The organism is Actinoplanes sp. NPDC051494, from assembly GCF_044454705.1.
Taxonomy (GTDB): domain Bacteria; phylum Actinomycetota; class Actinomycetes; order Mycobacteriales; family Micromonosporaceae; genus Actinoplanes.
Genome location: NZ_JBITDZ010000002.1, coordinates 667,252 through 685,863 on the forward strand (window position 1 = coordinate 667,252; position 18,612 = coordinate 685,863).

An 18,612-nucleotide genomic window follows, 5' to 3' on the forward strand; every position below is an offset into this window, starting at 1 on the left:
GCGGCCCCTAGGCTGTTACCTCGTGACTGACTCTGACCTCGCGCGGCGCGTCCGCGACGTGAGCCGCCTGACCGGTGAATTCGTGCTGCGTTCCGGCCGGACCGCCACCGAATACTTCGACAAGTACCAGTTCGAGTCGGACGCGGTCCTGCTCGACCAGCTGGCCGAGCAGATGGCGGTGCTGATCCCCGAGGGCACCGAGGTCCTGGCCGGCCTCGAGATGGGCGGCATCGCCGTGGTGACCGCGGTGGCCCGGCACGCCAAGCTGCCCGCCGCGTTCGTCCGCAAGCAGGCCAAGGCCTACGGCACCGCCCGCCTCAGCGAGGGCGCCGAGGTAGCCGGCCGCCGCGTGCTGGTCGTCGAGGACGTCGTCACCTCCGGCGGCCAGGTCGTGATCTCCACCAACGAGCTGCGCAAACTCGGCGCGCACGTGGACCACGCCCTCTGCGTCATCGACCGTCAGGAAGGCGGCGCCGAGGCGCTGGCCGCGGACGGCATCACGCTGCGCGCGCTGCTCACCCGAGCGGACCTCGAGGCCTAGTTTCCGTCAGAATCCATTCGAGGTAGGCCGGATTCCCGGCCACGATCGGCAGGGCCAGGACGCAGGGCACGTCGTACGCGTGCTCCGCGTCCGCCCGGGCCACGATCTCGGGTACGAGCTCCGCGCGCGTGTGCAGCGCCACCCGCGCCTCCACGTCGTCGTGGACCGCGCCCTCCCACCGGTAGATCGACCGGATCGTGGCGACCTGCTGCCCGCACGCCGCCAGCCGATCCTCGACCAGCCGCCGGGTGAACCCGGCCAGCCACTCCGGGTCGGCGGCCGTGATCACGACCTCGCAGACCTGCCCGTCACTCACGCGGCCGCCATTTCCTTGTCCATGATCGTCATGCAGCCGCTCGCCGGGCCCTCGGACGCCTCGATGACGGCGTCGAGCCGGTCCCGCGTACGGATGAGGTCGGTGATCTGCCGGTCGATGCGCTCCCGCTCGGCCCGCAGCCGGGCCCGGGAATCCGGGGTATTGACCTTCGCGTCGACGCAGGGCATCAGGTCGGCGATCGTCCGGCTCGAAAGCCCGGCCGAATAGAGCAGCTGGATCAGCTGCACCCGCTCGACGGCGGGCTCGGCATAGTGCCGCTGACCGCTCGCGCTGCGCTCGGAGTGCAGCAACTCCTGCTCCTCGTAATACCGAAGAGCCCGGACACTGACGCCCGCCTTCTCAGCCAGCTCACCGATGCGCATAAAAGTGACTCCCGTCGCAACCCTTGCCTCTGACGTCAACGTCAGGTCCTAGCGTAGCGCCCATGAAGATTTCCGGAGCAAATGTGCTGGTAACGGGCGCCAACCGAGGCCTCGGCCGCCAATTCGCGCTGTCCCTGCTGGAGCGCGGAGCCGCCAAGGTCTACGCCGCCGCCCGCCGCCCCTCGACCATCGACATCCCCGGCGTGACCCCCCTCCAGCTCGACATCACCGACCAGGCCTCGGTCGAAGCCGCAGCGGCAGCCGCCCCCGACGTCACCATCCTGATCAACAACGCCGGCATCTCCACGATGACCAACCTCCTCGACGCGGACCTGGCCGGCATCCGCAGCGAACTCGACACCCACTTCTGGGGCACCCTCGCCGTGACCCGGGCCTTCGCGCCGCAGCTCGCCGACGGAGCGATCCTCAACGTCCTGTCAGCGCTCTCCTGGTTCGCCTACGAGGGCGCCGGCGCCTACCACGTGGCCAAGGCCGCGGAATGGGCCCTGACCAACAGCGTCCGCCTGGAGCTGGCCAAGCAGGGCACCCTGGTGACCGGCCTCCACCTCGGCGCCGCCGACACCGACATGATGTCCTGGTACGAAGGCGACAAGACGGCCCCGGCCGACATCATCAACGCCGCCCTCGACGGCCTCGAAGCCAACAAGATCGAGGTGGTTGCCGACCAGTGGTCCGCCCACGTGAAGTCCACCCTGTCCAACAACCCCACCACGTTCTACGCGGACACCGTGGTGGGCAGCTGAGCTTCCGGCCCCGGGCGGGGCACTGCCCCGCCCGCATCGGCCCTGACCTGCGGATACGCAAGGCGGGGGATACCGATTTCGCGTCCGGCGGGTGGTCGGATACTATTGTCCAGCACGCATCGGGGTATGGCGCAGCTTGGTAGCGCGCTTCGTTCGGGACGAAGAGGCCGTCGGTTCAAATCCGGCTACCCCGACAGATGTAGTTGCAGGTCAGGCCCGGTTCTCCACCAAGAGAACCGGGCCTGAGTACTTTCCGCCCCGGGGCTGTGCGCGAGACCGAGCGGTGGAGAGCCACGGTGCCCACATGCTCTCCGTCTTCCGCTGACCAGTGGACCCGGTAGGTGTAGTGATCTGCCACGCTCACGGGCTTTCCTCGTCAGCGCCTGCTTGACTTGTAAGGGCTTGGCCTTGCAGCCCTTGTCGAGGGTCGCGTCCGGACGCGCGGAGACTGGCCGGCGTCTGTTCGGTGCTTTGGTTCGTCAGTCTGTCAGCTTTAGATCCTTGATAGCGCCCGCGAGGTTGCTGACCGGCGCGTAGACAAATCGCTTGCCGGTGCGGCGTCGTTCCAGCAGTTTTGCTTCTTCCAGCGCGACCAGGTCCTGCCTTGCGGTCTCCCCCGACACGCGGTGTGACATTCCGTGAGAAAGGACGGTGTATTTCGCATCCGGATGCTTGAGGGCATTCTGTACGAGTGCGAGTTGTCGCGCGTTGAGGCTGTCGGCCTCGTTGTGGAGCTTCGTCCGCAGCTCTTTGACCTCCGCCACCTTTTGGGTCAGATATTTGTTCAGATGATCGATGGCGGTGTGGATGACGCCGAGATGGTAGTCGAAAAAGTATGTCAGGTCGTTGTCGTCCACCTCGGTGTGCAGGTAGGACATCGCATACTTGACCGGAGCACCCTTCAAGATTCTCGATACGGATATGAACTCCGTTATCCAGAATCCCTGGTTGAGCATCGACCAGTAGAACAGGATGCGTGCGGTCCGGCCGTTCCCGTCCTCGAACGGATGTTCGTAGCCCATCATGAAGTGGAGTGTCAGGGCACGGAGGACTCCGGGGAGGTAGGGTCCGACCGTGCCGGTCCTGGTCCCGGCGTTCGCGAAGTCGCAGAGCGCCTGCATTCTCTCCGGGATCTTCTCCGCGGGGGGCGGGGTGTGGAGCACGTTGCCTTTGTCGTCGCATACGGAGATCCGTACGTCGTCGGTAGTCTGAAATCTGCCGGCTGATGCCGGGTCGTCCAGTGTTCCGTCCGTGACGATTCGCTGGAGCTCGCGAATGAGATCGACGGTGAGCGGCTCGTGTCGTAGTTCGCCGACGCGTTCCATGGCGTGGAAATTGTTCAGGATCATCTTCTCGCTGCGGTCGCGAGGTGCTCGTCCTGAGCGGATCATTTCCCGGGCTACGCGGCGGGATGTCGACGCACCTTCGATCTGACTCGAGGTCACCGATTCTTCGATAAGGGAGTCGACCAGGTATCGGTCCCTGTTGGTGGGATTGGTGACCTCTTCGTTCAGTCCGATACGTCCGCCGGTGTTGGTGCTGACGAAGTCGACGTTCCGCATGACGTCGTCGGGTAAGCAGTAACTGAATGCATTGCCGTGCTCGTCGGCCAGTGGCAAGCGGCGACGTACCGTCATTCGTGCGATCTTGGTGGCAGCCCACCACTGTTCATGGGTGAGGCCGTTGGGTGGAGTCCTGTGCCGTAAGGAATCCCACGGCATGTACCGGCCTTCGGCGAAGCCGCCGGGGAAGGTGTCGAAGATCTGGCCGAGGAAGTCTGAGCTCTCCAGCCGCGCGAGAAGCTCGTGGAGGGGAGGTGGAGGCACAGGTGGCTGCATGTCTCCGGCATCTTCCGCTCGTCGGTCAGGTCATCCCAGTGCCCAGGGCGTGAGGCCAGGCGCAGTCAAGCACGGTGCTCCCGGGGTTTGTTCCAAAGAGCCGCGCTTGCTTGGAGTTGCTCCCAGTGTGCCGGTCGGTTCTCCAAATTTGCTCCAAGTTTCTCCAAGGATTTGGAGCAAATCGTGGTGGGAGGAGATCTTCCAGGGTTCTGACCAGCGGGTTTGTCTTGCTCCCAGTTTGCTCCAAGTTTCTCCCAACATGTGGAGCAAGCTGTCCGGATGGACCTGGGCGGCCCGGGGTGGGCGCGCCCATGGTCCATGGGGTGGTCGTCAGCGGGGGATGAGCGTCAGGATCGTTGCCTCGGGGCGGCAGGCCAGGCGGTAGGGGGCGGTCGGGTGGGTGCCGAGGCCCGCGGATACGTGCAGCAGCGCGTTGGAGCCGGGCCAGCGGTGGAGGCCCTTGGCCATGGCTCGGGGGAGGTCGCAGTTGGTGGTCAGGGCACCGTAGGCCGGGATGCAGACCTGGCCGCCGTGGGTGTGACCGGCCAGCAGGAGGTTGAAGCCGTCCGCGGCCATCGCGTCCAGGACCCGGGCGGTCGGGCTGTGGGTGAGGCCGATGTGCAGGTCCGTTTCCGCGGTGGCCGGGCCGGACACCGACTCATAATCGTCCAGGTCGATGTGGGGATCGTCGACGCCGACCAGTTCGATGGTGCGCCCACCGGCCTTGAGGACGGTGCGGGCGTTGTTGAGGTCGGCCCAGCCTTCGCTCAGCAGGCCCGCGCGCAGGTCCTCGGTCGGCAGGTCCACGCCCTGGACATACTCGCCGGACGGGAAGACGTAGCCGAGAGGATTTTTCCAGACCGGGCCGGTGTAGTCGTTGGAGCCGAAGACGAAAGCTCCGGGCAGGCCGAGCAGCGGATCCAGAGCACGAAGCACACCGGGTACGGCGTCCGGGGAGGCCAGGTTGTCGCCGGTTACCACGACCAGGTCGGGGTCGGTGCCGGCCAGGGCGGCCACCCAGGCCTGCTTGCGGCGCTGGTCGGGCATCATGTGCAGATCCGTGATGTGCAGGATGCGCAGGGGTTCGGCGTCCGGTTCCAGCAGGGGGACGTCGAGGCGGCGCAGGGTGAAAAGATTGCGTTCGACCAGGGACGCGTACGCGAACGTGGCGGCGCCGGCAGCGGCCAGAGCGGCGGCGGCGGTGATAAAGGGACGCTTGCGCATGACGGCCAGAGTAGTTTGACCGTCCATGGGAACACTGAAAGACCGCCTGAACGAAGATCTGCACGCCGCGATGAAGGGCCGGGACGACCTGACCACCTCCACGCTCCGGATGGCTCTGTCCGCTGTGCGTAACGCCGAGGTGTCGGGGAACGCCGCGCGGGAGCTGTCGGACGACGAGGTGCTGTCGGTCCTGACGAAGGAAGCGAAGAAGCGCCGGGAGGCCGCGACCGCTTTCCAGGATGCCGGGCGCACCGAGCAGGCCGCGAAGGAGACCGCGGAGGGCGGGATCCTCGACCGCTACCTGCCGGCCCAGCTCACCGACGACGAGATCGCCACCCTCGTGGCGAACGCGCTCCGGGCAGGCGGCCTCACCAGCAAGTCCCAGATGGGCCCGGCCATGAAGGCGGCCCAGGCCGCAGTGGCCGGCAAGGCCGAAGGCGGCCGGGTAGCCGCCGAGGTCCGCCGCCAGCTCACCTGACCCCCACCACGCCACCGCAAGACCGCAGGATGGCAAGCCCGCGAGGTGGCAAGGGCCGCGGGATGACTGGGCACGGGGTACCGGGACTCGCGAGGTGGCCAGGCGGCCAGGCGGCGGGGTGGGGATCGCCGCACGGAAGGATCAAGCCTGACCGCCTGGAGTGCGGCAATCCCCGCCCCAAGCCCTACCACCCACCCAAGCGCGGAAAAGCAGCGGGCGGGTCACCCCGAAAGAAGGGTGACCCGCCCACGGCGGAGCTGGGGACCTACCTACCTGCCTCGCGGCCGGTCTGGTTCGTCGGGCTTGTCGTCCGGCTTCTTGTCGTCCGGCTTCTCTTCCTTCTTCGGGCCCGCGCTGACCTCGATGCTGACGTAACCGTTTTTGATGGTCTTGCCGCTCGGGTTGGTGCCGGCCGCGGTGCCCTTCGGGCAGTTCGACTCGACTTCCTGGCCTCGGGAGGCGTTGAAGCCCGCGTTTTCGACCCGGCTGATGGCGCTGTCGATGGGGGAGCATTCGACACCGGGGATGGAGCGCTGGTCGCCGATGGAGATCTTTTTGCTGCCCGGCTTCTTGAACTGGACCTTCGGGGTGCCCTTCAGGTAGTCCCGCATCGTCTCCCAGACCGCTGGGTTGACGATGGAGTGTTCCATCCGGTCCGTGTGATTCTGCCAGTCCGGGTTGACCAGGTAGCCCGCCACGGCGAGGGAGCTGCTGCCGATGATCAGCGAGGCTGTCTTGTCGTGGTCGGTGGTGCCGGTCTTGCCGTAGATCGGGTGCTTGATGATGCTGCGGGCGGCCGGGGCCGTGCGGCCCTTGCAGGTGCCGAGCTGGGCCTGGTCGCCGACCGGGCAGCGGGCCGCGTCGATGGCCGCCCGGGCCACGTCGGGGCTGGTGGCTCGGGTGCAGTGGGGCTTGCCGACGTCGAGTTTCTCGCCGCTCATGGTGGTGATCTGCTCGACCGGGGTCGGGGTGCAGTACATGCCGTCGCCGGCGAGGGTGGCGTAGGCGTTGGCCATGTCGAGCGGGGTCGACGCGGAGACGCCCAGGGTGAACGCGCCCCACTGGTGGGCCGAGGCCTTGTCGTTGGCGTAGTCGTAGTCCTGCTGGGAGCGGAACTGGACGCCGAACCGCTTCGCGACGTCGACGACCTTCTCGGCGCCGACGCGTTCCTGCAGCGGGACGAAGAACGTGTTCACCGAGGCACCGAAGCCGGTCCACATGTTGAAGACGCCCGCTTCGCTGGCCGACGCGTTGGACGGGCAGTAGTACTTCCCGTTACAGGTCGAGGGGCCGGGGCCGACGATGTACTTCGAGATGTACTTGGCCGGGGCGTTGATGGAGTAGGCGAGCGGGAAGCCGTTCTCCAGGGCCGCGACCATGGTGAACATCTTGAACACCGAGCCGGCCTGGTAGCCGTCGATGTCGCCGCCGCCGGTCATCAGCGGGTTGGTGGTGTTCGGGTACGTGCTCTTGATCTTCTTCTTCCGCTTCGCGGGGTCCGAGGAGAGCTTGTTGTCCGAGTCGTCGAGCTTGAACTTGCGGTTGGTGGCCAGCGCGCGGACCTTGCCGGTGCCGGGCTGGACGGCCGCCAGCAGCAGCGCGTTCTTGTCCTTGTCCTTGATCTTGTCCGAGATGTTGGCGCGGGCCGCGTTCTGGGCCTTGATGTCCAGCGACGTCTGGATGCGGTAGCCGCCGCCCTTGAGCCGGCGCTCGCGGTCGTACGTGGTGGCGCCGAACTCGTCGCGTCCCAGCCACCAGCGGTAGAAGTAGTCGCAGAAGAAGCCCCAGCTGTTCGTCTTGACGGAGACGCAGCCGTTGCCGACGTTCTGGACCGTGCGGCTGATCTTGGTGGCGGTGGCCTTCTTGGCGTCCGCCGGGGTGATGTAGCCGAGCTCGAGCATGTCGGCGATGACGTAGTTGCGGCGGTCGAGTGCCTGCGGGTAGCCGCTGGCCGTGGTCGGGTTGAACGCGGTGGGCGCCTTCACCATGCTGGCGAGCAGCGCGGACTCGGCGACGCTGAGGTCCTTCGGCTTCTTCTTGAAGTAGACCTGCGCGGCGGCGGCGACGCCGTAGGAGCTGTTCCCGAACGGTGCCTGGTTGAGGTAGTGCTCCAGGATCTGCTCCTTGGAGAGCTCCTTCTCGACCTGCATCGCGTACTTCATCTCGGTGACTTTGCGCTTGGGGCTGTCCTTGGTGGCGTCGACGACCTCCTGCGGGTTGGTCGCCGAATAGGCCAGGGACATCCGGACGTACTGCATCGTCAGCGTCGAGGCGCCCTGCTGGGCCTTGCCGCTCTTGTTGTTGACGAACGCGCGGGCGACACCCTTGAGGTCGACTCCGTTGTGCGCGAAGAACTCGTGGTCCTCCGCGGCGACGATCGCGTTCTGCATGTTCTTGGAGATGTCCTTCAGCGGAACTTCGCTGCGGAACTCGTCGTAGAAGACAGCGATCTGCGTCTTGTTGTCAGCCGCGAAGATACGACTGATCTGGGGAGTGGTGGCCGCTTTCAACTCGCTCGGCAGACTCGCGAAGGTTTCCCCGCCGGCCTTCGCGGCCAGGCCGGACATGGCCACCGCCGGGAAGGCCGCGGCGGCCACGACAACGCCTGCGAGCAGGCCACAGATCAGCAGCGAGGTCGCATTGGCGAAGATGTTGTGATCGCGTCTGCGCATCCAGGAGGTCACCCGAGCAGGGTACGCGAAAAGCGCACGTGACCACTCGTCCGGAAGGTCACGGTTCGCCGAGAATGATTCTGTCCCCCCGATCGTCTCTACGTGCGGTCATCTGAGAACTACCGCGAACTTTTCGCTGTCCGGTCAGTGCGGGATGCCCGGAACTCCCGAGGTATACGTATTTGAGGGACAACGTTGCGTAATCGCCCGACTACGGAGCATGATGGTCCGGCGAGCTATCGCAGTGACGTCTGTACGGGCCTGGGGGACATGGGCCCGGGGCGTCAGGGGGTGAATGCAAGGGGGGACGTGAACAGATGGGAATGATCAGCGACTGGCCCAGCATGGCGGCGTGTCAGAGTGGCGACCCTGACGCGCTTTTCGTGCAGGGCGCCGAGCAGAACGTGGCCAAGAGGATCTGCCGCAGCTGCCCGGTCCGCTACGAGTGCCTCGCCGACGCTCTGGACAACCGGATCGAGTTCGGTGTCTGGGGAGGCATGACCGAACGCGAACGCCGCGCGCTGCTGCGCCGGCACCCGCACGTGGCGAGCTGGCGGAAGATGTTCGAGGCCGCACTGCGCGAAAAGGGCGCTGACAAGGTGCTTGTCTCCACTCGCTGACTAGCCCGCGAGTGCAGCTCCGATCGTCCGCAGCCCGTCGACGTCATGCACATCGGCGGGCTGCGCGGTCACGGCCACCGCCGGGACCAGGGGGAACGCGTCGGTGAACCGGGCCGCGACGCGCACCTCGCGCTCGACCTGCCGCAACAGCCCGGCGTGCACCCGGAGCGCGTCCGCGGTGACCTGCTGGTCGCCGGCCGCGTCCAGCGCGGCCGCCGCGGCCTCCGCCTCGGCGAGCGGGATCGCGTCGAACTCGGCCTCGTGCGTGCGGTTGAGCACGAAACCGGCCAGCGGCATCCGCTCGGCGACCAGGCGCTCCGCGAAGTAGGCGGCCTCCCGGACCGCGTCACGCTCCGGCGCCGCGACCAGCAGGAACGCGGTCTGCGGGTCCTGCAGGATGCGGTACGTCTCGTCGGCGCGCTGCCGGAAGCCACCGAACATCGAGTCGAGCGCGGACACGAAGCCGGAGAGATCGGTCAGCAACTGGGCGCCGAGGATCTTCTGCACCGCCCGGGAGAACACCCCGAACGACGCCGTGACCAGGCTGAACATGCTGCGTCCGCCGCGTGCGGGCGCCATCAGCAGGCGCAGCATCCGGCCGTCGAGGAACCGGGAGAGCCGCGCCGGGGCGTCGAGGAAGTCCAGGGCCGACCGGGACGGCGGCGTGTCGACCACGATCAGGTCCCACTCGTCGCCGGCCCGCAGCTGACCCAGTTTTTCCATGGCCATGTACTCCTGCGTGCCGGAGAACGTGGAGCTCATGGCCTGGTAGAACGGGTTGGCGAAGATCTCGGCGGCGCGCTGCGGCGACGTGTGCGTCTGCACGACCTCGTCGAAGGTCCGCTTCATGTCGAGCATCATGGCGTGCAGCTCGCCGCCGGTGGCCTCGGTGTCGATGCCCTTGACCTGCCGGGGCGTGTTGTCCAGCTCGGTGAGGCCCATGGACTGGGCGAGGCGCCGGGCCGGGTCGATGGTCAGCACCACCGTGCGCCGGCCGTGCTGTTCGGCCGCCCGCAGGCCGAGCGCCGCGGCGGTGGTGGTCTTGCCCACGCCGCCCGCACCGCAGCAGACCACGATGCGGGTGGCCGGGTCGGCGAGGAGAGCGTCGACGTCCAGGCGCGGGGCGGTCTGATCAGCGGCCACGATTCGAGCGTACTGACTCCGGGGCCGGGTCGCGGGATACCGCACTGCGGTGTGTGACAGGTCAGACACCCATCAACAGCGCGGAGAGCCGGTCGAGGCCCTCGCGGTCGACCCCGCCGTCCAGCAACGGCAGTTCCACCATCGGGTACGCGACCTCGGCCAGCTCGGTGCGCAACGACTCCTCCAGCTCCCGCCGGGTGAGGTGCGCCTTCGCCTCGGACTGCAGACCGGCGACGGTGAGCGGGTCGCTGGGCAGTCCGGCGGCGGCCAGGCCGCGCTTGAGCTCGGTCTTGGTGACCCGGGCCCCGGCCAGCAGCGGCGACCGGGCGCCGTTGACGATGATCCGGCCGACCGGGATGTTCAGCGCGGTGAGCTCCGCGATCGCGTCCAGGGTCTCCTGCACCGGCATCTCCTCCAGCAGCGTCACGACGTGCACCGAGGTCATCGGCGAGCGCAGCAGCGACGCGACGCCGTCGCTCTGGGTCTTGATCGGGCCCATCTTGGCCAGCCGCGCGGTCTCCGTGGTGACGTTGAGGAAGCGCCCGATCCGGCCGGTCGGCGGCGCGTCCAGCACCACCGCGTCGTACGCGCGATTGCCCTTGTCGGCTCGGGTCGTCGCTTCCTTGACCTTGCCGGTGAGCAGGACGTCGCGCAGGCCGGGGGCGATGGTGGTGGCGAAGTCGATCGCGCCGATCTTGCGCAGCGCGCGACCGGCGGCACCGAGCTTGTAGAACATGTCGAGGTATTCGAGCAGGGCTTCCTCGGGGTCGACGGCGAGCGCCCGGACCTCCCCGTCGGCCTTCGGCGGGGTCGCGATCCGCAGCTCCTTGTAGGGCAGCGGCTCGAGCCCGAACAGCTGGGCGATGCCCTGCCGCCCCTCGACCTCGACCAGCAGGGTCCGGTGGCCGCCGGCGGCCAGACCCAGCGCCAGCGCCGCCGCCACGGTGGTCTTGCCGGTGCCGCCCTTGCCCGTCACCACGTGCAGGCGCGCCGGCCACTCATTACGACCCATGATTCGACTGTACGGCCACCCGTCAGCCGTTGACGTCGCACACGAGCCAGCTCGTCTTCCTGATGACGGTGAACGTGAGTTCCTGCCGCGCGGACTTCTCGTCGCCGGTCGTCATCGTGAGCTGGACCGCCACCATCGCCTTCTCCGTGGTCTGCCCGGTGACGGACGGCTCGGTCCAGTCGAAGGAGGGGTCGGTGTACTCGTCGGCGTAGCCCTTGACCTGGTCGACCCGGCTCTGGAGCCGGTCGGTGTCCCGGGACTCCTTGCAGACGAACTCGGCCGCGCTGGTCGCGCTCTGCTGGGTGTAGACCGCGCTCATGAAGCGCTCGACCGCCGTCGCCGGGTCGGGCGCGCCTTTGCCGTTGTCCGAATCACGCAACAGCAGGTACGCCGAGGCGGTGCCCCCGGCGAACAGCAGCAGCGTCATGACCAGGGCGAACACCACCCACCGCCCGTTGCGCCGGCGCTGCGGACCGGTGGCCGTCTCGGTCCCGTGCGGGTCGAACGGCACCTCCCACGGATGCGGGAGCATGCTCAGCGGGATGGCCTCGTCGGGCTCGTCGTGCTGCACGCCGGGCTGCACCTCGGCCGGCGGCGAGTGCTCGAACGCCAGGTGGTCCGGCGGATGGGTGTGCCACTCGCCGGGCTTCTCGTGTTTGGCGTGGAACGGCGCGGACGGCGCGGCCTGATGCCAGACGACCTCGCCCTCGAGGGTCTCCGCCGCGAGGAACGGCTCGAACGGGATGAGTGGCTCGAACTCCTCGGTGGTCGCGTCAAGGTGTGCCGGTCCGCCTTGCGACGGTTGCGTCATGGTGCTCCCAGTTTCGGCCGCACCTCCCCGTAGCCAGGGTAGTGGAATCCGGATGCGCGCGAGGCGGCTCCGGCCTGCTCGATAGGCTCTCGGGCTATGCAGAAGTGGGAGTACGTGACTGTGCCTTTGCTGGTCCACGCGACCAAGCAGATCCTCGACAACTGGGGCGAGGACGGCTGGGAGCTGGTGCAGGTCGTGCCGGGCCCGAACCAGGAGCAGCTTGTCGCTTACATGAAGCGGGCCAAATCATGAGTGCGCCTACGCCGGTGAGTGGTGAGGGTGGCGCGGAGATCTACGCCAAATTGGCGGAGCTGGGGCTGACGCTGCCGACGGTCGTCCCGCCGCTGGCCGCGTACGTTCCGGCGGTCCAGTCCGGCAACTACGTCTACGTCTCCGGCCAGTTGCCGTTCGTCGACGGCAAGCTGCCCCACACCGGCAAGCTGGGTGCGGGCGTGACCGTCGAGCAGGGCACCGAGCTGGCCCGGTACTGCGCGCTGAACGCGCTCGCCGCGATCGACGCGCTGGTCGGCCTCGGCCGGGTCGTGAAGATCGTCAAGGTGACCGGGTTCGTGGCGTCGGCCGAGGGCTTCACCGGCCAGCCCGGTGTGATCAACGGCGCTTCGCAGCTGTTCTTCGACGTGCTCGGCGAGCCCGGACGGCACGCGCGCAGCGCCGTCGGGGTGGCCGAACTGCCGCTCGGCGCCCCCGTCGAGGTCGAGGTCATCGCCGAACTCGACTGACCCACGTTGTGGTTTTCGTCGCCGGACGTGACCGGGCCGCACAAACGGTGCTCGGCTCCCACCCGTTCGGCGACGTACCATGCGCTGGGGGGTGGCGTCTGTGTCGTCGCAGGTCGAGGGGTTGCCGCAGTGGCTCACGCGGATTCTCGCGCCCAATGCCGGCCCGATGACGCTGGACGGGACCAACACCTGGGTGCTGGCCGCCCCCGATTCGCCGGACGCGGTGGTCATCGATCCGGGCCCCGAGGACACCGGTCACCTCGCGTCGATCGCCGAGCACCGGCCGCTGTCCGCGATCCTGATCACGCACGGCCACCACGATCACGTGGAGGGCGCCGAGACGCTGTCCCGGATGCTCGGCGGCGTGCCGATCCTGGCCGCCGACCCGAAACACGGCGACCCGCTCCCGGCCCGGGCCCGCCTGGCCGGCCTCGACGTCGCGACGATCCGGACACCCGGTCACACCGGTGACTCGGTGTGTTTCTCGGTCACCGACGGGAGGACGCCGGGCATCTTCACCGGTGACACCATCCTCGGGCGGGGCACGACCGTGGTCGCCTGGCCGGACGGCGATCTCGGTGCCTATCTGACGAGTCTCGCGACGCTCACCGCGTACAAGATGGCGATGTTCCCCGGCCACGGCCCGGTGCGGGACGACTGCGCCGAGCTGGCAGAGACCTATCTCGCGCACCGCAGGCAGCGGCTCGACCAGGTCAGGGCCGCCATGGCGGCGGGGGCGGAAACGCCGGAGCAGATCGTCGACGTGGTGTATCCCGACGTCGATCCCGGGGTCCGTTTCGCAGCGGAATGGTCGGCCCGGGCCCAACTCGATTTCCTGAGGCGGGAATCACAGGCGGCCCCGGAACAGTTGGACCCGCTGTGACCTGTCCAGTGTGCGGGACCGTCGCCGTACCCGGTGCCCGTTTCTGCCACAATTGTGGCGCCGCCCTGCCCGCAGCGGCCACGCTGCCGGCGGCCGAGCGGCGCATCGTCACCGTGCTCTTCGGCGACCTCTCCGACTTCACGTCCTGGTCCGAGGACCTCGACCCGGAACGCGTCGGCGCGGTCACCGACCGCGTCCTCGCCGCGCTCGCCGGCGCGGTCAAGACGTTCGGCGGGCACGTCGACAAGCTCACCGGTGACGGGATCATGGCGGTGTTCGGCGCCCCCGTGGCGCACGAGGACGACGCCGAACGCGCCGTCCGGGCCGCCCTGAGCATGCAGCGCGCCGTGCGCCGGGTCCTCGACGACGAGCGCGGCGGCGGCGCGCCGACCGGCCTGCGCGTCGGCCTGAACACCGGCGAGGTGGTGGCCGGCATCCAGGCCGCCATCGAGTACACGGTCATCGGCGACACCGTGAACACCGCAGCCCGGCTGGCCGACGCCGCCGCGGTCGGCGCTGTCTACGCCGGCACCCGCACCTCCGCCGGCACCCGGCACATCGCCTCGTGGCGGCAGCTGCGCGCGCTGCGCCTCAAGGGCAAGCGCGAGCCGGTCCCCGCGTACGAACTGCTGGGCCTGCACGATGCGCCCGGCACCCGATCGGGTCTCGGCGACGAGGCGCCCTACGTCGGCCGGGAGACCGAGCTGGGCCGGGTCTCCGGGCGGCTCGCCGAGGTCATCGACTCCGGCACGCCCCGGGTCCTGGTGATGACCGCCGAGGCCGGGATCGGCAAGACCCGGTTCGCCGGCGAGGTCAAACGCCTGGCCTCCGGGTACGACGTGGGCGCCGGCCGGTTCGCGTCGCACACCGGCGCCCGGGTGCTGCGGGCCCGCTGCCGCGCGTTCGGTGAGCGCCGCCGCTTCGCACCCCTCGCCGACCTGGTCCGCAAGGCCGCCGGGCTGCCCAAGGACGTCTCCGCCACGATGACCCGGGCGATCGTCGAGGAACGCCTGCGCAAGGTCGTCGCCCGGCTCGCCCGCGACGGCGAGCCGCCGGACGTCGACCTCGACAAGCTGCTCGCGCTGCTCGGGTACGGCGAGGCGCCGGCCAACCCGGTCGGCCCGAACGCGGTCGCCGAGTGGCAGCCGACCGCCTCGTTGCCCGAGACCGAGACCATCCCCACCGCGGTCGCCGGGCTGCTCAGCGCGCTGGCCCGGGAGGCGCCGCTGGTGGTCATCGTCGACGACCTGCACGACGCCAGTTCCGAGACCATCGACGCGCTGGGTGGCGTGCTGTCCCGCCTCGACGGCCCGGTGGTCCTGCTGCTGCTCGGGCGCCCCGAACTGGTCCGCACGGCGGGGGCGCTGACCCGGCTCGCGGATGCCGAGATCCACTCCCTGCCGCCGTTGCGGGGTGCGGACGCGTCGCGCCTGCTCACGTCGTACCTCAACGGCGGGAAACTCCCGCAGCCGGACGCGGACCGCCTGCTGGCCACCGCGCAGGGCAACCCGTTCTACCTCGCCGAGCTGGTCACGCTGCTGATGGAACGCGGTGCGCTGATGCCCGCGGTTGGCGCGAACGCGGCCGGCCGGTGGCAGCTCGCCGACGGCTCGATGGGCAGTCAGCTGCTCTCCCGCGACCTGGCCGCGGTCCTCGCCGCCCGCATCGACGCGCTGCAGGGCGAGCCCCGCTCGGTGCTGCGCGACGCCGCGGTGGTCGGCGACACCGTGCCCACCGGCGTGATCGAGGCGCTGCGCGAGCGCCGGGCCCCGGCCGACGCCCGGCCCGGCGCGGTCACCGCGGTCGAGCTGGAACGCGCGGTCGACGAACTGCTCCAGCGCCGCATGCTGCACCGGGTCCGCGGCGGTTACGCGTTCAGCACCCCGCTGATGCGCGAGGCGGCCTACGCGGGCATCGGCAAGGCCGACCTGGCCGACCGGCACGCCTACCTGGCCCGCTGGGCGGCCCCCGAGACGGTCGCCGCGCTCGGTTACGACGGGGCGTCCCGGTTGAGTCTCGCCGAGAACGAGCGGGACGCGTTCGTGGCCTCCCACGCCGAGTGCGCGGTCGAGCTGTCCGACGCGGTCCGGCTGCGCCCCGACGCCACTGCCCGCGAGGTCGCGCCGCTGGGTGTCGCCGCGCTCGGCCGGATGGCCCGGCGGGCGCTGGCCAACATCGAACCGGCGGCCTCCATCACGTACGCCGAGCGGGCCGCGGCCATCGCCCCGGACGGCCTGGCCCCGTCCGACCAGCTGGTGCACGCCCGGGCACTGCTGCGGCTGGGCCGCGCCACCGAGGCGCTGGGATACGGCGAGAAGATCGCCCGGAACTCCCTCGACGAACCGGTGTGCCGGGCCGAGGCGCTGCTCGTGGTCGGCCGGGCCCAGGAGGCGCTCGGCGACCAGGCCCGCGCCGTCACCGCCTGGCAGGAGGCGCTCGAGGTCGCCACCGAGGCCGAGCTGGCTCCGGAACGCGCCAACGCGATGCGCCGGCTGGGCATGGCCGACTTCCTCTCCGGCAAGCTCAGCCAGGCCAGCAGCCGGTTTGCCGCCGCCTACCAGGTCACCCTCGCCGCGGGGGACCGGCACGGGCAGGCCTGGGCGCTGCAGAACCTCGCCTGGGTGACCACCACCCGCGGCGACTTCGCGGGTACGGACGCCGTGCTCGGCCGGGCCGCCCGCCTGTTCGCCGAGCTCGGGGACCCGGTCGGGCGGTCCTGGCTGCGCGGCACGACGGCGTTCGCGCGGCTGCTCGCCGGCCGGCTGCAGGAATCCCGCCGGCTCGCCCGGATCTTCCTGCCGTTCGGGGACCGGGTCGGCGAGGGCTGGGCGGTCGGGACCCTGCGGGCCGTCGAGGCGTACGCGTCCGCCGAGCTGGGTGACCTGGCCGAGGCGGACCGCGAGGCGCGCCAGGCGTTCCGGGACTTCGACGCGGTCGCCGACGACTGGGGACGCGGGCTCGCGCTGGTCGTGCGGGGCAGCATCGCCCGCAGCCTCGGCGAGTTCGACCACTCCCACGACCTGCTCACCGACGCCCTCGGGTATGCCGACCGCACCGGCCACCCGCTGCTGCTGGGCATGGCCGGCACGCTGCGTGGCTTCGTGGCGCTGCAACGCGGCGAGGTGGACGCCGCCGAGGCCGACGCCCGCAAGGTGATGACCGCGGTCGAGCCGCACAACCCGCTCGCGCCCGCCCAGGTGGGGCCGCGGGTGCTGCTCGCCGAGGCCCGGATGCGCGCTGGCGACCCGGTCACCGCCGTGGGGCTGCTCGCCCCGATCGCGAGTGACACCGGGGCCTCGTTGCTGTTCTCGCGGCGGCAGGCGCTCGCCTCGTACGCGTCGGCGTTGCTGGCCGACGGGCGGGTCGACACCGCGGAGATCTGGATCCGCCGCGCCCGGGAGGTCAAAGCCGAGGATGTGCGCAGCGCGGTGGGCGCCGCACTGGTCCAGGCGCGGGTCGCCGCGGCGCTCGGGGACATGGGCGCGGCCAGGGCCGCAGCGGAGGAAGCGGTGCTGCTGGCGTACTCCACGGAGCAGTCCAGTGAGCGCCTCGCGGCCGAGGAAGTTCGCGACGCGCTGGCTCTCTCCATCATGGAACGTCCTGAATCTGTCGCGTACGCGTCTGACGTGCCGGGATGATCCGGGACCCGGGTCGCGTATTTTCTAAGCCGTGACGGATACCCCGCCTGGCCGCCTGCCCGTGCCCTACGTGCCAGGCATGTCTGGCTTGTCCGTCATGGCCCGCGGTGGGTACGCGACCGTGTACCGGGCGACCCAGGACTCGGTCGGGCGCGACGTGGCCATCAAGGTCGAGAACAGAACCCTGGACAGCCCCCGCGACCAAGCCAGATTCCTGCGTGAGGCGAAAGCCGCCGGGCGCATGTCGTCGCACCCGCACGTCGTCGACCTGTTCGACGTCGGCGTGACGGTCGACCAGCACCCGTACCTCATCATGGAGCTCTGTGACGGCTCCTACCTCGACCGGATGCGGGTCTCCCCGCTCGGTGCCCCGGAGGCCCGGGACCTGGGCGTGAAGATCGCCGACGCGCTGGTGCACTCGCACGCCAACGGGGTGCTGCACCGCGACGTGAAGCCCGCCAACATCCTGTATTCGCACTTCAACCCGGCGGTGCTGGCCGACTTCGGGCTGGCCGTGCTGGGCGAGATGCGCGATTCCTCGGTGACGCTCGAGGTGCTGACCCCGGCGTACGCCCCGCCCGAGATGTTCTCGCACGCCGAGCCGTCCGGCGCGGTGGACGTGTACGCACTGTGCGCGACCCTGTACGCGTTGATGTCCGGCCGGCCGCCGCGCTGGGAGAGCGACCGCAGCCCGAGCCTGATCACGCTGATGGACCTGTTCCACCAGCCGATCCCGGACGTGCCGTCGATCCCGCGCTCGCTGGTCGAGGTGCTGCGCTACGGCATGGCGAACGACCCGGGTGCGCGGCCCACCGCGGAGCAGCTGCACGACCTGCTGGACGGTCTGCGCCTCGACCCGCCGCCCGGCACCGCGCCCAAGGTGTACCGGTCGTCCACGTTCGTGCCGCCGGCGCCCCGGCCCTCGCCGCAGCCCTCGCCGCAGCCCCGCCCGGTGCCGCCGGTCACGCCGACCCGGGACACCGCCGACGAGACGCCCACGGTGCACACCGAGAACCCGGCCAAGCGCGGGAAGCGGAAATGGCTGTTCGGCGGCTTCGGGGCGCTGCTGCTCGTCGCCGCGTCCGGTGGCGGTGCGTGGCTGGCGTCCGCCCAGGCGCCGTCCGTACGCTCGCTGGCGTCCCGGTTGACCGCGCCTGCCACCACGACCGTACCCATCGCGATCTCGACGCTCCCCGGCTGTCTCAGCGCCCGCGCGTACTGCCCGAGCGAGCTGGAGTGCTTCACCCCGCGCACGGAGACCGGGCCGGTGGCCCACAAGGTCGCCTGCACCAACCGGCACAGCTGGGAAGTGTTCGCGGTGGGATCGCTGCGGTCCGGGATCGACCCCAAGGACCGCGACGCGGTGACGACCGACCCGCAGGTGCGCCGCACCTGCAGCCGGGCGGTCTTCCGGCGCACGACGACCCGCACCGACAGCGCGGAATGGGCGCTGTCGGTGCTGCCGCCGACCGCTCAGGACCGTACGTTCCGCTGCCTGGCCGGTCAGGGGGCCGAACAGCTGCACGGGCCGGTGCTGGCCCGCGGCTGA

At 69.8% G+C, this 18,612-nt stretch carries 17 protein-coding genes and 1 tRNA gene; 10 read left to right on the forward strand and 8 right to left on the reverse strand.

The features are described from left to right. The first annotated feature begins 22 nt into the window (after window positions 1-22). Entirely contained in the window at window positions 23-541 is a 519-nt protein-coding gene (gene pyrE, locus ACIA6A_RS09695) for an orotate phosphoribosyltransferase (RefSeq protein ID WP_396097075.1), read from the forward strand. Here pyrE and cutA read toward each other — a convergent pair. Both cutA and ACIA6A_RS09705 read right to left on the reverse strand, forming a co-directional pair. Continuing rightward, window positions 516-857 carry a divalent-cation tolerance protein CutA gene (gene cutA / locus ACIA6A_RS09700; RefSeq protein WP_396097076.1) on the reverse strand — a complete coding sequence of 114 codons (342 nt, stop codon included), beginning with the start codon at window positions 855-857 and terminating at the stop codon, window positions 516-518. The genes pyrE and cutA overlap by 26 nt on opposite strands. Further along, window positions 854-1,240, reverse strand: a complete 387-nt coding sequence (locus ACIA6A_RS09705; protein ID WP_396097077.1) for a MerR family transcriptional regulator — start codon at window positions 1,238-1,240, stop codon at window positions 854-856. Before ACIA6A_RS09705 ends, cutA begins: the two co-directional genes overlap by 4 nt. A gap of 62 nt (window positions 1,241-1,302) precedes the next feature. Here ACIA6A_RS09705 and ACIA6A_RS09710 point away from each other — a divergent pair, with 62 nt between their 5' ends. After that, complete coding sequence (locus tag ACIA6A_RS09710; protein WP_396097078.1) at window positions 1,303-2,004, forward strand: SDR family oxidoreductase; 702 nt, start codon at window positions 1,303-1,305, stop codon at window positions 2,002-2,004. A gap of 120 nt (window positions 2,005-2,124) precedes the next feature. Then, window positions 2,125-2,198: transfer RNA gene (locus ACIA6A_RS09715), tRNA-Pro, on the forward strand. Window positions 2,199-2,483: 285 nt separating this feature from the next. Here ACIA6A_RS09715 and ACIA6A_RS09720 read toward each other — a convergent pair. Together ACIA6A_RS09720 and ACIA6A_RS09725 are read right to left on the reverse strand one after the other, a co-directional pair. After that, on the reverse strand, window positions 2,484-3,842 hold the full coding sequence (locus tag ACIA6A_RS09720) for a Fic family protein (protein WP_396097079.1): 1,359 nt from the start codon (window positions 3,840-3,842) through the stop codon (window positions 2,484-2,486). A gap of 330 nt (window positions 3,843-4,172) precedes the next feature. After that, on the reverse strand, window positions 4,173-5,066 hold the full coding sequence (locus ACIA6A_RS09725) for a metallophosphoesterase (RefSeq protein WP_396097080.1): 894 nt from the start codon (window positions 5,064-5,066) through the stop codon (window positions 4,173-4,175). 25 nt (window positions 5,067-5,091) lie between these two features. Between ACIA6A_RS09725 and ACIA6A_RS09730 the strand changes: the two genes are divergently transcribed. Beyond that, window positions 5,092-5,544, forward strand: a complete 453-nt coding sequence (locus ACIA6A_RS09730; RefSeq protein WP_396097081.1) for a GatB/YqeY domain-containing protein — start codon at window positions 5,092-5,094, stop codon at window positions 5,542-5,544. Window positions 5,545-5,813: 269 nt separating this feature from the next. Here ACIA6A_RS09730 and ACIA6A_RS09735 read toward each other — a convergent pair whose 3' ends face one another. Next, window positions 5,814-8,216 carry a transglycosylase domain-containing protein gene (locus ACIA6A_RS09735; protein ID WP_396097620.1) on the reverse strand — a complete coding sequence of 801 codons (2,403 nt, stop codon included), beginning with the start codon at window positions 8,214-8,216 and terminating at the stop codon, window positions 5,814-5,816. Window positions 8,217-8,533: 317 nt separating this feature from the next. On the opposite strand from ACIA6A_RS09735, the gene ACIA6A_RS09740 reads away from it, so the two are divergent. Further along, window positions 8,534-8,836, forward strand: a complete 303-nt coding sequence (locus tag ACIA6A_RS09740; RefSeq protein ID WP_041832981.1) for a WhiB family transcriptional regulator — start codon at window positions 8,534-8,536, stop codon at window positions 8,834-8,836. On the opposite strand, the gene ACIA6A_RS09745 is transcribed toward ACIA6A_RS09740, so the two are convergent. The 3 genes from ACIA6A_RS09745 to ACIA6A_RS09755 form a co-directional block, all read right to left on the reverse strand. Next, complete coding sequence (locus ACIA6A_RS09745) at window positions 8,837-9,979, reverse strand: ArsA family ATPase (protein ID WP_396097082.1); 1,143 nt, start codon at window positions 9,977-9,979, stop codon at window positions 8,837-8,839. It lies immediately after the preceding gene. Window positions 9,980-10,040: 61 nt separating this feature from the next. Further along, entirely contained in the window at window positions 10,041-10,991 is a 951-nt protein-coding gene (locus tag ACIA6A_RS09750) for an ArsA-related P-loop ATPase (RefSeq protein WP_396097083.1), read from the reverse strand. A gap of 22 nt (window positions 10,992-11,013) precedes the next feature. Further along, entirely contained in the window at window positions 11,014-11,802 is a 789-nt protein-coding gene (locus ACIA6A_RS09755) for a hypothetical protein (RefSeq protein WP_396097084.1), read from the reverse strand. A 96-nt stretch (window positions 11,803-11,898) separates the two neighbouring features. On the opposite strand from ACIA6A_RS09755, the gene ACIA6A_RS09760 reads away from it, so the two are divergent. The 5 genes from ACIA6A_RS09760 (at window position 11,899) to ACIA6A_RS09780 (ending at window position 18,612) form a co-directional block, all read left to right on the forward strand. Next, a complete protein-coding gene (locus ACIA6A_RS09760; protein WP_249610483.1) occupies window positions 11,899-12,054 on the forward strand; it encodes a DUF4177 domain-containing protein in 156 nt (51 codons plus the stop codon). Beyond that, entirely contained in the window at window positions 12,051-12,542 is a 492-nt protein-coding gene (locus ACIA6A_RS09765) for a RidA family protein (RefSeq protein WP_396097085.1), read from the forward strand. Before ACIA6A_RS09760 ends, ACIA6A_RS09765 begins: the two co-directional genes overlap by 4 nt. Before the next feature lie 79 nt (window positions 12,543-12,621). Next, complete coding sequence (locus ACIA6A_RS09770; protein WP_396097086.1) at window positions 12,622-13,425, forward strand: MBL fold metallo-hydrolase; 804 nt, start codon at window positions 12,622-12,624, stop codon at window positions 13,423-13,425. Beyond that, entirely contained in the window at window positions 13,422-17,063 is a 3,642-nt protein-coding gene (locus ACIA6A_RS09775; protein ID WP_396097087.1) for an adenylate/guanylate cyclase domain-containing protein, read from the forward strand. The genes ACIA6A_RS09770 and ACIA6A_RS09775 overlap by 4 nt, the downstream gene beginning before the upstream one ends. A 79-nt stretch (window positions 17,064-17,142) precedes the next feature. After that, window positions 17,143-18,612, forward strand: a complete 1,470-nt coding sequence (locus tag ACIA6A_RS09780) for a serine/threonine-protein kinase (protein ID WP_396097088.1) — start codon at window positions 17,143-17,145, stop codon at window positions 18,610-18,612.

Excerpts from the sequence above, each read along its gene's own strand:
- ACIA6A_RS09705 (WP_396097077.1), bottom strand. The coding sequence starts at position 1,240 with ATGCGCATCGGTGAGCTGGCTGAGAAGGCGGGCGTCAGTGTCCGGGCT.
- ACIA6A_RS09710 (WP_396097078.1), top strand. The coding sequence starts at position 1,303 with ATGAAGATTTCCGGAGCAAATGTGCTGGTAACGGGCGCCAACCGAGGC.
- ACIA6A_RS09720 (WP_396097079.1), bottom strand. The coding sequence starts at position 3,842 with ATGCAGCCACCTGTGCCTCCACCTCCCCTCCACGAGCTTCTCGCGCGG.
- ACIA6A_RS09725 (WP_396097080.1), bottom strand. The coding sequence starts at position 5,066 with ATGCGCAAGCGTCCCTTTATCACCGCCGCCGCCGCTCTGGCCGCTGCC.
- ACIA6A_RS09730 (WP_396097081.1), top strand. The coding sequence starts at position 5,092 with ATGGGAACACTGAAAGACCGCCTGAACGAAGATCTGCACGCCGCGATG.
- ACIA6A_RS09735 (WP_396097620.1), bottom strand. The coding sequence starts at position 8,216 with ATGCGCAGACGCGATCACAACATCTTCGCCAATGCGACCTCGCTGCTG.
- ACIA6A_RS09740 (WP_041832981.1), top strand. The coding sequence starts at position 8,534 with ATGGGAATGATCAGCGACTGGCCCAGCATGGCGGCGTGTCAGAGTGGC.
- ACIA6A_RS09750 (WP_396097083.1), bottom strand. The coding sequence starts at position 10,991 with ATGGGTCGTAATGAGTGGCCGGCGCGCCTGCACGTGGTGACGGGCAAG.
- ACIA6A_RS09755 (WP_396097084.1), bottom strand. The coding sequence starts at position 11,802 with ATGACGCAACCGTCGCAAGGCGGACCGGCACACCTTGACGCGACCACC.
- ACIA6A_RS09760 (WP_249610483.1), top strand. The coding sequence starts at position 11,899 with ATGCAGAAGTGGGAGTACGTGACTGTGCCTTTGCTGGTCCACGCGACC.
- ACIA6A_RS09765 (WP_396097085.1), top strand. The coding sequence starts at position 12,051 with ATGAGTGCGCCTACGCCGGTGAGTGGTGAGGGTGGCGCGGAGATCTAC.
- ACIA6A_RS09770 (WP_396097086.1), top strand. The coding sequence starts at position 12,622 with ATGCGCTGGGGGGTGGCGTCTGTGTCGTCGCAGGTCGAGGGGTTGCCG.
- ACIA6A_RS09780 (WP_396097088.1), top strand. The coding sequence starts at position 17,143 with ATGTCTGGCTTGTCCGTCATGGCCCGCGGTGGGTACGCGACCGTGTAC.